Genomic DNA, 14,334 nt, shown 5'->3' with positions numbered 1-14,334 from the left:
AATCGAGATGAAGGTGTAAGAATAATGGCAGAGCGATCACAACACCTGCAAGATGTGTTTTTAAATACGGTGCGTAAACAAAAAATTTCCCTTACAATTTTTCTTGTTAATGGCGTTAAGCTCACGGGTATTGTAACTTCATTTGATAGTTTTTGCGTCCTTTTGCGCCGAGATGGACACGCGCAATTGGTTTATAAGCATGCTATTTCTACGATTATGCCTGGACAGCCTGTACAGATGTTTGAAGGAGAAAGTCCTGAGTAAACGTATCATTTTAAGATAAACCTCTTATCCCATTTTAAAAGTACTTAGATTGCTATGATAAATGAAAATGAGAGATTAAGAGGCGTATTTTCGCAAATTATAAAACAGGTGCGCGCACTTGTTTTGATACCGATTTTTCAAGAGAATAGAAGTGAAAGCTCTTTGAGAGATTGTTCTATATCTTCCCGTGTTCAAGAGGCATTGGGGTTAGCGCGTGCTATAAGGTTAGAAGTTGTTAATTATGAAACAATTAATATTGCAACACCTCGTCCTGCGACTCTCTTTGGAAAAGGTAAAGTAGATGCACTCGCCGATTATATCGATGAATATTCCATTGAGCTTGTGATTATAGATCACTTTTTAACGCCAGTACAGCAGCGTAATTTAGAAAAATTATGGCATTGTAAAGTTATTGATAGAACAGCTTTGATTCTTGAGATTTTTGGTGATCGTGCACGAACAAAAGAAGGGGTTTTGCAAGTAGAATTGGCGCATTTGTCCTATCAAAAAGGGCGGCTTGTGCGGAGTTGGACGCACTTGGAAAGGCAACGTGGAGGGCGTGGCTTTCTAGGTGGGCCTGGTGAAACACAAATTGAAGCAGACAGGCGTCTTTTGCAAGAGAAAATTATTCGTATTCGTCGCGAATTGGAAACTGTTATTAAAACACGCGCACTTCATAGAGCAAAAAGAAAAAAAACATCTTATCCTGTTGTTGCACTGGTAGGATATACGAATACAGGAAAATCAACTCTTTTTAACCGCTTAAGCGGTGCTGATGTTTTAGCAAAGAATATGTTATTTGCAACGCTTGATCCAACTTTGCGCAAAGTTGTTCTTCCCCATGGAAAAACTGTTCTTTTGTCTGATACTGTAGGCTTTATCTCTAATTTGCCAACAAATTTGATTGCAGCGTTTAGAGCAACTCTTGAAGAAGTGGTTGAAGCGGATCTCATTCTTCATGTAAGAGACATGTTAGATTTTGATCATCGTGCCCATGCTCAAGATGTCTTAGAAGTGCTTTCAAGTCTTGATATCGATATTGATGATACAGAGCATATCATAGAAGTTTGGAATAAGATTGATATGTTAGATGAGCAAGTATTGAATGTTTTACAAACGAGCGCAAAGTCACGGTTAAATCCTGCGCTCATAGTATCAGCCCTTAAAGGGGATGGACTTGATCAATTATTAAGAACCATTGAAAAGCGAATTTTTGGAGAGGTGCAAAGCATTGAATATCTTTTAAAACCTCATGAAATGTTCCTTATTGATTGGTTTTATGAAAACTCTGCGGAAATAAAGCAGGAAGGGCATGATGATGGGTCTGTTACCATTAGAGCTGTTCTTACTTCTGAAGCAAAAAAACAACTAGAGAACATCAAAAAAAATATGAATTAAGTTTTTTTAAGCTATTGTTGAACTTTTTTGCTCAGATTTTATGTTTTTCTTATCTCAAAATAATATGACAGCAAGTTAAGAGGATAGTTACTACTTTCTCTTAATAAAACAATATGAAAAAATATTTTGCTGGTTAAAATAAAGATGAGTCTTAAATGTAATAAAAGACTGTTCGTACGTACAGTATGGCGAAACATTTTGATTGTTTTGCTGTTACAAATGCTGTGTATCTCTTTGATTTGGTTGTATTATTTTGTTCAACCCCGTGGTTACCAAGCAACTTTAGTATTTTCATTATCTGATTCTGTAGGAAAGTCATTACCGATTGAAAAACAAGACAATATTATCGCCTTTTTGTTTTTACAGCCTATATTTTTAGATGATTCGCATTTTTCTTTAAGTGCTTCTTATAAGAAAAAAAAACAGGAAAATATCCGTTTATCGCGTCATGGTGATCTTATCAATCTTACTTTCGAAGCTGAAACACGTGAAGCAGCTCAACGGGGGGTGGAAACTTGGTTTTCTGCGTTTTCACAAGTCATCATAAAACAGAAACAGTCTTTGTTAAATGAGAAATTAGAAGACAAACAATATGATAATACTGCGATTATTAATATCATGCAGGAATTTCGTGCCTCTGTTGATTCTTTTATTCAGCATGGAGTAAAACAAACAGAGCTTCATGATCTTTCGATGCAATTAACGCAAGCAACTTTAAAGCGTATTCATTTAACAAGTTTGAATTCAACGATTAACATGATGCGTGAAAATGGGCAGTCTTTACTGTCCTTATCGTTTATTGCAGACAATTCAGCAATTATAGCTTTGGAATCTAAACGTGATCTTTTGGAAACACAAAGAGCACATATGGCTGTGCAATTGGGATGGACACACCCTCAAATTAAGGCAATGACTGCGGAATTAGAGGCGGTTTCTCAGCAATTAAAAAATAAAATTTTGCAGATCGTTTATCAAGTCCATTCAGATGAGATTATTGCAACGGAGTTGGAAAAACAGCTCAAAAAAAGGATGAGCTTTTTTGTAAAAGATCAATGCCAATCTTTGAATCAAATATTTAACGCGTTTGAAAATAAAATAAAAGTAGAGATTGATGCACAAAATAAAATGATGAGCAAGTCTGCTCAAGGGAGAGAAAAAGTTATTGGTTCATATCGGGGATTAAATGATGATTCTCTTCTCTTGCAAAATACAAAGATCCACGTGGTTATGCCAACAACGTTAGCGCCAATTTCGTTTATCGCTCTTTATGGAAAAAATATTCTTGTGAGTGCATTGGCCAGCTTTCTTACTCTTTTTCTCGGAATAGTATTATTTTATCCGTGCTTTAGAAGCAAAAAAGATAAACTCTCAGAAGAGGATTTGAGATCAAAAGAAAATTCTTTCAAGAAAAATGAGAGTATTTTAGTCTCTCAAGAAACGAAAAGTCTTGAAGCTTTTATTACGATAGAGGGATTATCTGATGTTTTGAAATGGCGAGCCTCAACCATTATTTCAATTATTGGACCAGAGGCAGCACGGACAGCGGCAAAACTTTCACTTCATCTTATAAAAGAGAACAAAACAATTTTGTTGGTCGATATCTCTGGCCAACAAATAGAGAAAGTCATTGGTCCACATCGGGGGCTGAGCGATATTTTAACGGGCAATGCTCAGTTGCATGATGTTATTTATCGTGATTATGATACGGGGGTTGATATTCTTCCTCAAGGGTTAACAAGCGCTGTTTCTGCACAAGATTTTTCAGATAATATTTCTCATATATTACAAGAATTTAAAAAAGAGTATGATTTTATTATTTTAGAGATGGCAAGTGAACCCAAATATGGATTTGAGCAATTTGCAGAGCTAACGGACTATTATATTTGTCATACTGTTCTTAATGAGCAGGATTGGATGATGCGGATGGTCAGTCACTTTCCAAAGACTGTTTATCGCGTTGTTGCATTATAAACTTCGTAAAAAAGAAATATGTATCCCGTGTTGTAGCGGTATGCTTGTTTTTTGCTAAAGTTGTAGTACATACTTAAAATACGAAGATTTTATGTTTAAATTTTAAATGCATTGTAGTCGGAGAGAAGCGTGGGGCAATCAGAGATGGTAGTAAAAAGATTAAACGATAACCTTTTAACACCTGTGCAAAAGAGAAATCGAAAGCAAATTCAGGTGTGGCTTTATTCTATTTTATTGCTTTGCTTAGCAATTGTTTTGGTAGGGGGTGCAACTCGTTTGACGGGATCAGGATTATCGATAACAGAATGGAAGCCAATTCATGGCGTTATTCCACCGATCGGTGTGGAGCAATGGCAAGAGGAGTTTTTAAAATATCAACAGATCACACAGTATAAGTTGCTTAATCGTGATATGACTTTAAGTGCTTTTAAGGTCATTTTTTGGTGGGAATGGGCGCACCGTGTTCTCGGGCGTCTTGTTGGGCTTGTCGCTTTATTGGGGGTAATTTGGTTTTGGGCGACGAAGCGTATCGAAAAAAATATTTTACTCCTGCTTATTGTTGTACCGATCCTTATCGCCTTTCAAGGCTTTATTGGTTGGTGGATGGTTGCTTCAGGGATTGGACAAAGTAATCTAACAAGTGTGAGCCAATATCGTTTGGCGTTTCATCTTATAACAGCATGTTTTGTTATTATTTTTGTTACTTATTTATCTCGAGGACTTACAGAGTATTCTGAAAAACCAGCCAATCAAAAGGTGCAATATTTTGCGGCTTGGATTGTTATTTTCGTTTTGATAGAGATTTATTTGGGTGCTTTGGTTGCAGGGCTTCATGCTGGAAAAGTCTATAATACATGGCCCCTTATGGATGGTCAGATTATTCCGGATGGGTTGTTGCAGCAACGCCCTTATTGGCTTAATTTATTCGAAAATCCCTTAACAGTTCAATTTATTCATCGGTTTTTTGCTTATTTTTTATTTATTATCTCAGCTCTTCATGCTTTCTATGTACAAAAAAATGTTCCGCATTCAACCCATTCTCGTCGGGCATTTCTTATCTGCTTTATGATCATTATCCAAGCACTTTTAGGTATCTTGACACTGTTACATGAGGTTCCGATAAGTTTGGGGCTCATTCATCAAAGTATGGCATTAGCCGTGTTATGTTTTGCAGTTGCGCATTGGCGAGCAACAAAAGGGGCATACCGCGTTGTTGAATAAAAGTTTGTATCCAGATAGCGTTTAATTGGCTAAAAGCATTAAATCGAGGTTTTGAATAGCAGCAGCTGATGCGCCTTTTCCTAAATTGTCGAATAGGGCACAGAGATTAAAAATTCCTTCGCGATCATTTCCAAATACGAACAGTTTCATACCATCTTTATGAGCAAAACATTCTGGGTTCAGTCTTTGAAGAGAAGCCGTTTCATCTTGTGATGCAATTGAAATGATGTTTTGTCCATCGTAATGGTTTGCAAGAATCTCGCGCAGATCAGAACAGTTTGCTGATTTTGTGAATAAATGGCGGTGCAGAGGAAGATTCACAATCATTCCCTGAGGAAAACGACCAACACTGGGTATAAAAAGTGGCGTTTGGTTGATTTGTCCATGGAGTTTAATTTCTGGCACATGTTTGTGCTCAAGATTGAGTCCATAGATAAAATAATTTTCTTGAATATTTTTTTGAGATTGATTTTCCATTTGCATAATCAATTGTTTTCCACCACCGGTATAGCCGGAGATTGCGTGAATCGAAATGGGATAGTCGGCGCTTAGCAATCCTGCTTCGCGAAGTGGGCGAATCAAGCTAATGGCCCCGGTGGGATAACATCCAGGATTAGATACGTAATGGGCTGCTTGAATGCGTTTTTTTTGGCCTGCTGTCATTTCAGGAAAACCGTAGACCCAGTTTGGTGCAACACGGTGAGCTGTTGAGCTATCAATAACTCTAATTTTTTTATTCTTTTTAAGCCAATGAACGGTTTCGCGTGCTGCATCATCTGGAAGACATAAAATAGCAATATCGGTTTGATTAAGATAGTCTTGCCGCAGATGAACATTATGGCGGTCCTTATGAGCAAGAGAGAGTAGTTTTAAATCTGTACGTTTCTCTAAGCGTTTTTGTATTTGTAGTCCGGTTGTGCCGTGTTCACCATCAATAAAAACTTTGGTTACCATTCTTAAACGCCTTATCTTAACTTTTCCTACGATATCCAGCTTTTTTCATTATAAATTATTTTAAATCATTACCAACTTAAATTATAATCATTAACTTATTGAATTTCTTTAGATTATAGATATTTTTTGTAAAAGGTATCAATAAGAACGTAAAAGAAGAAACTTAACTTCATTTTTCACTCTTCTTGTGAAGGTTTTTTTTTGCTGTTTCGCTGTTTCTACGACGAGGAATAAGATAAATATTTGTATCGGTATTTTTGAGTGTAAGTGGTTTAAAATGTTTGGTTTGCATGATTTGCTGTGTTATCGTTTGGCAACTTTATTTTTTTAATGTTAGGAACGTGTTTTATGACTCAGCAAGAAAATGACGCACAAAAGCGCTTTTTTAATGATAATTTACAGACAGTTGATGGTGCAATCTTTAATGCCATTAGAGAGGAATTTGAGCGTCAACAACATGAGATTGAGTTGATTGCTTCAGAGAATATTGTTTCAAGAGCAGTTCTTGAAGCGCAAGGGTCTGTTTTAACCAATAAATATGCAGAAGGTTATCCAAGAAAGCGCTACTATGGCGGCTGTCAATTTGTTGATGTCGTTGAAGATTTAGCCATTGAAAGAGCAAAACAGCTTTTTGGTGCTGCTTTTGCAAATGTACAGCCTAATTCTGGTAGCCAAATGAATCAAGCTGTCTTTCTGGCGTTACTCCAGCCTGGTGACACATTTATGGGATTGGATTTAAATGCTGGTGGTCACCTTACGCATGGTTCATCTGTCAATATGTCAGGAAAATGGTTTGATGTTGTTTCCTATGGCGTGCGTCAAGAAGATCAAATTATTGATATGGATCAGGTTGAGCGGCTTGCAAAAGAACGTAAGCCCAAACTTATTATAGCAGGAGGCTCATCTTATCCTCGATTCTGGGATTGGGAACGATTCCGTGAAATTGCAGATGAGATCGGTGCTCATCTCCTCGTTGATATGTCTCATATTGCTGGTCTTGTTGCTGGTGGCGTACATCCTTCACCTGTTCCACATGCGCATATTGTAACGACAACAACACATAAATCGCTTCGAGGTCCTCGTGGTGGTTTGATATTGACAAATGATGAGGCTTTATCCAAAAGGATTAATTCTGCTATTTTCCCTGGCCTTCAAGGCGGGCCTTTAATGCATGTGATTGCGGCAAAGGCTGTTGCATTTGGGGAGGCTTTGCATCCTTCTTTCAAGAGTTACAGTGCTCATGTTGTTGCTAATGCAAAAACTTTAGCAAAAACATTACAGAGTAATGATTTTAATATTGTTTCTGGCGGTACAGACAATCATTTATTGTTGGTTGATTTACGTTCGAAAAATCTAACAGGAAAACGTGCCGAGTTGGCTTTAGGACGCGCTCATATTACCTGCAATAAAAATGGCATTCCTTTTGACCCTGAAACACCATCTATAACATCGGGAATTCGTTTGGGTTCACCTGCTGCCACAACGCGTGGTTTTTTAGAAAAAGAGTTTGTTCAAGTTGCGCATCTGATTGCAGAAGTTCTTGATGGTCTTCGGAACGCAAAAAGTGATGAAGATAACCATGCTGTTGAAATGGCTGTTAAGAAAAAAGTGGAAGATATAACGAATCAATTTCCTCTTTACTCTTATCTTAGCACGCGTTAAGGATAAAAAAGAGATGCGCTGTCCTTACTGTCAATATGAGGATACACAGGTTAAAGACTCACGTCCAGCAGAAGAGGGGGCGGTCATTCGCCGCCGCCGTGTGTGTTCCGTTTGTGGTGGTCGTTTTACAACTTTTGAACGTGTTCAATTGCGTGAGCTTTTGGTTACTAAAAAAAGTGGACGATGTGAGCCATTTGATCGTGATAAATTAATGCGATCAGTTGATGTGGCTGTACGTAAGCGCAATATTGATTCTGATCGTATTGAACGAGCAATCTCTGGTATTGTACGCCAGCTTGAGAGTTTGGGGGAACCAGAGATTGCTTCAGAAAAAATTGGACATCTTGTTATGGAAGCATTAAAAAGAATTGATGATATCGCTTATATCCGTTTTGCTTCTGTGTATCGAGATTTTCGTAATGCAAGTGATTTTCACGATATTATCGATGAGCTGTCAAAGGGTATAGCGGATACAGAAATTCGTTTTGATGAATAAAAAAGTGCAAGATGAGCGGTTTATGGCTGCAGCTATCCGTTTAGCAGAGCGTCATGTGGGGCTTACAGGTGATAATCCTTCGGTTGGTGCGTTAATTGTACAAAATGATGACAGTACGGGAACATTTATTGTTGGCTATGGTGTTACAGCCATTCAGGGGAGTCCTCATGCGGAAGTGCAAGCTTTACGTATGGCTGGTTCTCTGGCTCAAGGAGCGACGGCTTATGTTACTTTAGAACCCTGCGCACATTATGGAAAAACTTCTCCGTGTGTTAATGCACTTATTGATTCAGGTATTTCCCGAGTTGTTGTTGCTCTTACTGATTGTGACAAGCGTGTGGATGGTCGTGGTCTTACTCTTTTGCGTGCGGCTGGTATTGAAGTTGTTGAGGGTATTTTAGCTGAAGAGGCTTTTGAATCTTTATGGACGCATTGGTGCATAAGGAAGATACAACGCTGTGCGGTCACTTTTAAAATGGCAATTTCTGCCGATAATGGTGTGGGGAAAAAGGAGAAGGGGGGCGTAAAAATTAGTGGAACGTTTTCCCATACCCATACCCATATTCTACGGGCTCAAAACAATGCTATTCTCGTTGGTATTGGTACTATACTAGCAGATGATCCGCAACTCAATTGCCGCTTGCCAGGAATGGAAATGCGCTCACCAATTCGTATTATTTTGGATGCAGATTTATCTATCCCCTTTGATGCGAAAGTTGTCCAAACGGCCATAAAAATTCCTACATGGGTTATTTGTGATGCGGATATGTCAAAGAAAAGCAAAAAAAATGCATTGGAGCAATATGGTGTGTCTGTTTATTCGGTAGAGATGAACAATGGTTGTGTAGATCCTCTTTCTCTTTTACAGATGCTTTATAAACATGGAATTAATAGTGTTTTACTTGAGGGTGGTGTCAAGACAGGGGAAAAGTTTTTGAATGCTGGTTGTGTTGATCATTTGATATGTTTTTATAGTCCCGTTGTTTTAGGAAAAAAACGTATTGAAGCCCCTCATTTTGGAAATTATCTCTCGCAATTTCATGAGGTTGAGACAAAAATGTTTGGAAATGACCGTTTTTATAAATGGAGACGTAAGACATTATGTTCACAGGAATTATAACGGATATCGGTTGTGTTGAGGATGTTCAATCTTTAAAACAGGGGATATGTTTAAAGATTTCTACACGCTATGCTCTAGAAAGTTTAGCAATTGGTGCGTCAATTGCGTGTTCAGGAATTTGTCTGACAATTGTGGAACGAGGATTTAAACAAGAAGATTTCAATTGGTTTGTTGTTGAGGCGTGGGAAGAAACATTACGTTTAACAAATCTTGCCCAATGGAAAAAAGGAACTTTTATTAATTTAGAACGTTCACTTCGATTGGGTGATGAAATGGGAGGGCATTTGGTTTCTGGTCATATTGATGGCTTGGCTGAAATCGTTGAACAAAAAAATGAAGGGGATGCAATTCGTTTTTATTTAAAAGTTTCAAGACAATTTATGCCTTTCATTGTACCTAAGGGATCTGTTGCACTTAATGGGACATCTTTGACTGTTAATGGTGTTGAGGATTGTGTTTTTGATGTTCTTATTATTCGCCATACACTTGAAATGACAACGTGGGGACAAGCTAAAATTGGAGATTGGGTCAATTTAGAAATTGATCAAGTTGCTCGTTATGCTGCTAAGCTTTTTGATTTTAAAAGAGAAGATAAATAAGCTCCAACTCTATTGATCGTTTTTAGCATTTTATGCTCTATAGCTTTGAGTTTTTGATTCGTTTTTTATGGAATTCTATTATGATGAAAGAGATACGTAAAAAGCCTCACGTATTGATTGTTGAAGCACGTTTTTATGAAGACATTTCTGATGCGCTTTTGAAAGGTGCTGTGAGTGCTTTGCAAAAAGCTGGAGCAAGTTATGATATTATAACAGTTCCAGGAGCCTTAGAGATACCAGCTGCAATAACTTTTGCTGAACAAAATAAGATATCTTATGATGGTTATGTTGCACTGGGTTGTGTTATTCGAGGTGAAACATATCACTTTGAAATTGTTGCCAATGATTCTTGTCGTGCATTGATGGATTTAACTGTTCATAAGTGTTTGGCTATTGGAAATGGTATTTTAACTGTTGAAAATGAAGAGCAAGCATGGGTGCGCGCAAAACAAGATGATAAAAATAAAGGTGGTTTTGCGGCTGAAGCTGCTTTATGTATGATCGCTCTAAAAAAGAGATTTGGAGATAACGTTAAATATGGCTGATATAAAAAGCAGACATTTTCCGCGTTCAGCCAATAAACGTGGAGCAGCAAGGCTTGCTGCAGTTCAGGCTCTCTATCAAATGGATATCGTGGGTTCGGGCGTGATGGAAACGGCTGCTGAGTATGAGGCTTATCGTTTGGGAAAAGATATTGATGGAGACCAGTATCTTGAAGCTGATTTTCAATGGTTTTTGGCGATTATAACGGGTGTTGTAAAAGATCAAAAGCAGCTTGATCCTCTGCTTCATCAACAGCTTTCTGCAGAATGGTCTCTTTCACGTCTTGATTCCATATTGAGAGCAATTTTACGAGCAGCTTTATGGGAGCTGATCAATCGTAAAGATGTTCCTGTTGCGGTTGCCGTGAATGAATATGTTGATATAGCCAAAGCGTTTTTTGAAGGTGATGAGCCAAAACTCGTTAATGCAGTTCTCGACAGTATGGCAAAAAAAATCCGCCCCTAATCGTCATATTCTTTATTTTATTAGGTCTGATGTTATCAGACCTAATAATGTTGAAACAGTATATGATATACTTTAGTTAGGAGTTGGTAAATTCGCAGGGCCCTTTATAATTTGAATTAAGAAAGGGTGTTCTTTTGTTAGAGTCGGTGTTGTTTGCGTAATGAAATCAAATACTTGACCATCTTGTAGACCGTAATTGGCAACTTTTGCAACCTGATTGTTTCCATTAAAGTAAATAGCTAAGACTTTGCGATCAATAATCTTTGTTTTCATAAACTGCATCCCACGATAGCGTGTTTGTGAGATGTAATAAAAAACTTCATTATCATATTTTGTTTTTAATGAAGGGGTCCCTAAAGTTAAAAGAACTTGCTCTTGGCTTGAGCCAATAGAAATAGAACTCAGAGCATTTTTATCAAGAATATAGCCCTCTCTATAAATTTGGCTTGACCCTGAAGAATCAAGAAGACTACACCCCGCAAGTGTTACGATGCTTGCTATTGATAGACCAACCAACAATTTACGTTTGATTGAGGCTATTGTGTGAGGCATTTGAAACAATGATATCTCCTTTTTATACTGAGATGTACGACAAGAAGGCAATCTCAAGTTTTTTCTAATTTTAGCTTAATCTACCGTAGCTTACATTGAGTTTCCCTGTTATAAAACAAATTATGCCATATAGAATTTCTTTAGAAAAGAAAAAAATGAATGAAATGTACTTGAGCTAAATAAAACACTGTACTTTATAGGTTTTCATGTTTGGGAGTTGTTAATGAATGTTCAAAATGTTTCTCAAATGGCATTTGCTTTGGCTTATCCAATATCCGTGCGTTCTCTCCCTGTTAAAGGTATAAGAGTTCATCTTTGTGCAAACAAAAAAGAATGTACACATTTAGCTCAAAACCATGATTTAGTTGAAGTAAAATCTTGTGAGGGAAAATTCCATATTCTTCCGTGGAAAAAACGTGGCGTGCGTATAAAAGGTTTGTTGCAAGCGCGTATAGTACAGTTATGTGTTGTTACATTAGAGCCATTAGAAAATATTCTCCGTGAAAATATTGAGGTTGTTTTTATTCCTCAAGATTCAAATTTGATGAAGCCCAAAATATCAGAAGATACACGAGAATTATTTTTAGATGTGGAGGGTCTTGATACACCGGAGGTATTTTATGATGATAAAATTGATATTGGAGCAATCATGGAAGAATTTTTTGAGTTGTCTATTGATCATTATCCACGTAAAGAGGGGATAGAGATGCATGTGGTGAAAAATTTAGAAGAATCAGAGCAAAAATTTTCGCCATTTTCTGTTTTGAAAAGTTGGAAGTGATTGTAAAAACATAAAAAAATTATCTATTGTATGCTATGATAAAAACAGTATTTTCTGCGGAGCTGTTTTCGCGGGTGTGTTTTGATTGAGTGTTTAATCACCCAAAATCATAATATACGTTTAAAAATGTAAATGAAAAGATGTGGGATATGCAAGCGTGATTAAAATTTCTGTGGATGTCATGGGCGGTGATTACGGTCCAGAAGCAGCTATTGCAGGAGCAGCAATTGTTCAAAAACATTTATCAAATATTTATTTTCTGTTTTATGGGATAGAGGAGATCGTTAAGCCGGTTTTAAAAAAATATCCCTGTTTGAATTCTGTGTCGCGCTTTTATCCTACAGAAAGCTATACACGCATGGATGAAAAGCCAAGCCAAGCACTTCGCAATGGACGTGGTAAATCATCAATGTGGTATGCCGTTGAAGCGGTAAAAAAGGGTGAAGCTGATGCTTGCATTTCTGCCGGTAATACGGGGGCACTTATGGCCATGTCTTATTTTTGTTTAAAAATGTTAGCAGAAGCTGAACGTCCTGGTATTGCAGGTATCTGGCCAACACTTCGCAGTGAGAGTATCGTTTTAGATATTGGAGCAACGATTGGTGCATCTGCTAGTCAGTTGGTTGATTTGGCGGTTATGGGAGCGGGTATGTTTCGCGCTTTATATCACACTGAAAAACCAAGTGTTGGGCTTTTAAATGTGGGGGTGGAAGAAGTTAAAGGGCTTTATGAAATAAAAAAAGCGGGAATGATCTTGCGTGAAGTACAATTAGAAGGATTGGAATATAAAGGATTTGTTGAAGGCAATGACATTGGAAAAGGGACAGTTGATGTTGTTGTAACAGAAGGATTTTCTGGTAATATTGCTTTAAAAACTGCAGAAGGGACCGCGCGGCAGATAGCAGAGATTTTAAATTCTGCACTGCGCAGTTCTTTTTTAACATCTCTTGGTTATTTTTTATCGCGGGGTGCGTTTCGTACACTAAAAAATAAAATGGATCCCGATAGGGTGAATGGAGGAGTACTTTTAGGTTTGAATGGTGTTGTCATAAAAAGTCATGGCAGTGCTAATGCTAATGGTTTTGCTTCTGCTATCCGTGTTGGCTATGAAATGGTTAATAATGGACTTTTACAAAAAATAACGGCTGATTTACGGCGGTTTCATGAGAATAAAGAAACACTTTTTGATCAGGAAGATGAAGTGGCAATGAGTGGAGAAACCTTATGATGAGCTCTTATAATGGAAGTGAAAAATCTGAAGAAAAGGTGAGAGCTGAATGATTCGATCAATTATACGTGGTGTAGGATGTGCTTTGCCGAAAAGAAGTTTATCAAATGATGAGATTGCAAAGTTTGTTGAAACGTCAGATTCATGGATTGTTCAACGTACAGGAATACATCAACGTTATATTGCCAATGAAAATGAAACAACGGTTTCTTTAGGTGTTGAAGCTGCGCAAGCAGCCCTTATAAATGCTGGTCTTACAATAAAGGATATTGATTGTATTATTTTAGCAACCTCAACGCCCAATCGTACTTTTCCTGCTTCTGCTGTTGAAATTCAGTATGCTTTAGGAATGAGCCATGGATTTGCTTTTGATATTCAAGCGGTTTGCTCTGGTTTTATTTTTGCTTTAACAACAGGAGATTCTTATTTACGCTGTGGAGCAGCTAAAAGAATTTTAGTTATTGGATCCGATACATTTTCTCGAATTTTAGATTGGGAAGATCGTACGACATGTGTTTTGTTTGGTGATGGTGCGGGAGCTGCTGTTTTGGAAGCACAAGAAATTAAGGAGGAGATTGCTTTTGAGCGTGGTATATTGTCTGCAAAACTGCGTTCTGATGGGGCTTATATCGATAAGTTGTATGTTGATGGTGGACCTTCAACAACACAAACGACAGGCTATTTGCGTATGGAAGGACGAGAAGTTTTTAAATATGCTGTTGGTATGATAACGGATGTGGTTGATGATTGTTTTGCAGCTGCTGGTATGGATTCTTCACAACTAGATTGGTTTGTACCTCATCAGGCTAATAAGCGCATTATTGAAGCATCTGCTAAAAAACTGAGAATTTCATCAGATAAAGTTGTGATTACCGTTGATAAACATGGTAATACGTCTGCAGCATCAGTTCCATTAGCTTTAACAACAGCTCTTTGCGATGGAAGAATAAAAAAAGGAGATCTTATCATGTTAGAAGCCATGGGAGGTGGATTTACATGGGGAGCAATTCTTATTCGTTGGTAAATTATGGTTACTTGACCATATGTGAATAAAACGTATAAGTCATTTTGTAATTTTTA

General features: G+C 37.5%; 15 protein-coding genes. 13 read left to right on the top strand and 2 right to left on the bottom strand.

What is annotated here, in order from left to right; genetic code table 11:
- The first annotated feature begins 24 nt into the window (after positions 1-24).
- The 4 genes from hfq to PVV57_RS03125 all read left to right on the top strand — a co-directional run bounded on the left by hfq (position 25) and on the right by PVV57_RS03125 (position 4,854).
- Complete coding sequence (hfq, locus tag PVV57_RS03140; RefSeq protein WP_012231869.1) at positions 25-264, top strand: RNA chaperone Hfq; 240 nt, start codon at positions 25-27, stop codon at positions 262-264.
- A 54-nt stretch (positions 265-318) separates the two neighbouring features.
- Positions 319-1,662 carry a GTPase HflX gene (hflX, locus tag PVV57_RS03135; protein ID WP_273783444.1) on the top strand — a complete coding sequence of 448 codons (1,344 nt, stop codon included), beginning with the start codon at positions 319-321 and terminating at the stop codon, positions 1,660-1,662.
- A 144-nt stretch (positions 1,663-1,806) separates the two neighbouring features.
- A complete protein-coding gene (locus PVV57_RS03130; protein WP_273718060.1) occupies positions 1,807-3,633 on the top strand; it encodes a hypothetical protein in 1,827 nt (608 codons plus the stop codon).
- Positions 3,634-3,762: 129 nt separating this feature from the next.
- The gene (locus PVV57_RS03125) at positions 3,763-4,854 is read left to right on the top strand and encodes a COX15/CtaA family protein (RefSeq protein WP_273718061.1); all 1,092 of its coding nucleotides are present in this window, start codon (positions 3,763-3,765) and stop codon (positions 4,852-4,854) included.
- Between the two features lie 21 nt (positions 4,855-4,875).
- Here PVV57_RS03125 and argC read toward each other — a convergent pair whose 3' ends face one another.
- Positions 4,876-5,808, bottom strand: coding sequence for an N-acetyl-gamma-glutamyl-phosphate reductase (gene argC, locus PVV57_RS03120; protein ID WP_273718063.1), 933 nt, complete (start codon positions 5,806-5,808; stop codon positions 4,876-4,878).
- A gap of 348 nt (positions 5,809-6,156) precedes the next feature.
- On the opposite strand from argC, the gene glyA reads away from it, so the two are divergent.
- The 6 genes from glyA (at position 6,157) to nusB (ending at position 10,693) form a co-directional block, all read left to right on the top strand.
- On the top strand, positions 6,157-7,470 hold the full coding sequence (gene glyA / locus PVV57_RS03115; RefSeq protein WP_273718067.1) for a serine hydroxymethyltransferase: 1,314 nt from the start codon (positions 6,157-6,159) through the stop codon (positions 7,468-7,470).
- Between the two features lie 13 nt (positions 7,471-7,483).
- Positions 7,484-7,966 carry a transcriptional regulator NrdR gene (gene nrdR, locus PVV57_RS03110; protein WP_273718069.1) on the top strand — a complete coding sequence of 161 codons (483 nt, stop codon included), beginning with the start codon at positions 7,484-7,486 and terminating at the stop codon, positions 7,964-7,966.
- On the top strand, positions 7,959-9,086 hold the full coding sequence (gene ribD / locus PVV57_RS03105) for a bifunctional diaminohydroxyphosphoribosylaminopyrimidine deaminase/5-amino-6-(5-phosphoribosylamino)uracil reductase RibD (protein ID WP_273718071.1): 1,128 nt from the start codon (positions 7,959-7,961) through the stop codon (positions 9,084-9,086). The genes nrdR and ribD overlap by 8 nt, the downstream gene beginning before the upstream one ends.
- Positions 9,068-9,685, top strand: a complete 618-nt coding sequence (locus PVV57_RS03100) for a riboflavin synthase (RefSeq protein WP_273718072.1) — start codon at positions 9,068-9,070, stop codon at positions 9,683-9,685. The genes ribD and PVV57_RS03100 overlap by 19 nt, the downstream gene beginning before the upstream one ends.
- Before the next feature lie 80 nt (positions 9,686-9,765).
- The gene (locus tag PVV57_RS03095; protein ID WP_273783442.1) at positions 9,766-10,230 is read left to right on the top strand and encodes a 6,7-dimethyl-8-ribityllumazine synthase; all 465 of its coding nucleotides are present in this window, start codon (positions 9,766-9,768) and stop codon (positions 10,228-10,230) included.
- Entirely contained in the window at positions 10,223-10,693 is a 471-nt protein-coding gene (gene nusB, locus PVV57_RS03090) for a transcription antitermination factor NusB (RefSeq protein ID WP_273718077.1), read from the top strand. The genes PVV57_RS03095 and nusB overlap by 8 nt, the downstream gene beginning before the upstream one ends.
- Before the next feature lie 72 nt (positions 10,694-10,765).
- Here nusB and PVV57_RS03085 read toward each other — a convergent pair whose 3' ends face one another.
- Positions 10,766-11,245, bottom strand: a complete 480-nt coding sequence (locus PVV57_RS03085) for an outer membrane protein assembly factor BamE (protein ID WP_273718111.1) — start codon at positions 11,243-11,245, stop codon at positions 10,766-10,768.
- Positions 11,246-11,468: 223 nt separating this feature from the next.
- Between PVV57_RS03085 and PVV57_RS03080 the strand changes: the two genes are divergently transcribed.
- The 3 genes from PVV57_RS03080 to PVV57_RS03070 all read left to right on the top strand — a co-directional run bounded on the left by PVV57_RS03080 (position 11,469) and on the right by PVV57_RS03070 (position 14,278).
- A complete protein-coding gene (locus PVV57_RS03080) occupies positions 11,469-12,026 on the top strand; it encodes a DUF177 domain-containing protein (RefSeq protein ID WP_273783440.1) in 558 nt (185 codons plus the stop codon).
- Between the two features lie 157 nt (positions 12,027-12,183).
- Complete coding sequence (gene plsX, locus PVV57_RS03075) at positions 12,184-13,254, top strand: phosphate acyltransferase PlsX (RefSeq protein ID WP_273783438.1); 1,071 nt, start codon at positions 12,184-12,186, stop codon at positions 13,252-13,254.
- Between the two features lie 49 nt (positions 13,255-13,303).
- Positions 13,304-14,278: a beta-ketoacyl-ACP synthase III gene (locus PVV57_RS03070; RefSeq protein WP_273718083.1), complete on the top strand. Its 975-nt coding sequence runs from the start codon at positions 13,304-13,306 to the stop codon at positions 14,276-14,278.
- The last annotated feature ends 56 nt before the right edge of the window (positions 14,279-14,334 follow it).

This window comes from Bartonella sp. AU15XJBT (assembly GCF_028618615.1).
GTDB lineage: Bacteria > Pseudomonadota > Alphaproteobacteria > Rhizobiales > Rhizobiaceae > Bartonella.
This window is presented reverse-complemented; position numbering and strand designations above follow the sequence as displayed.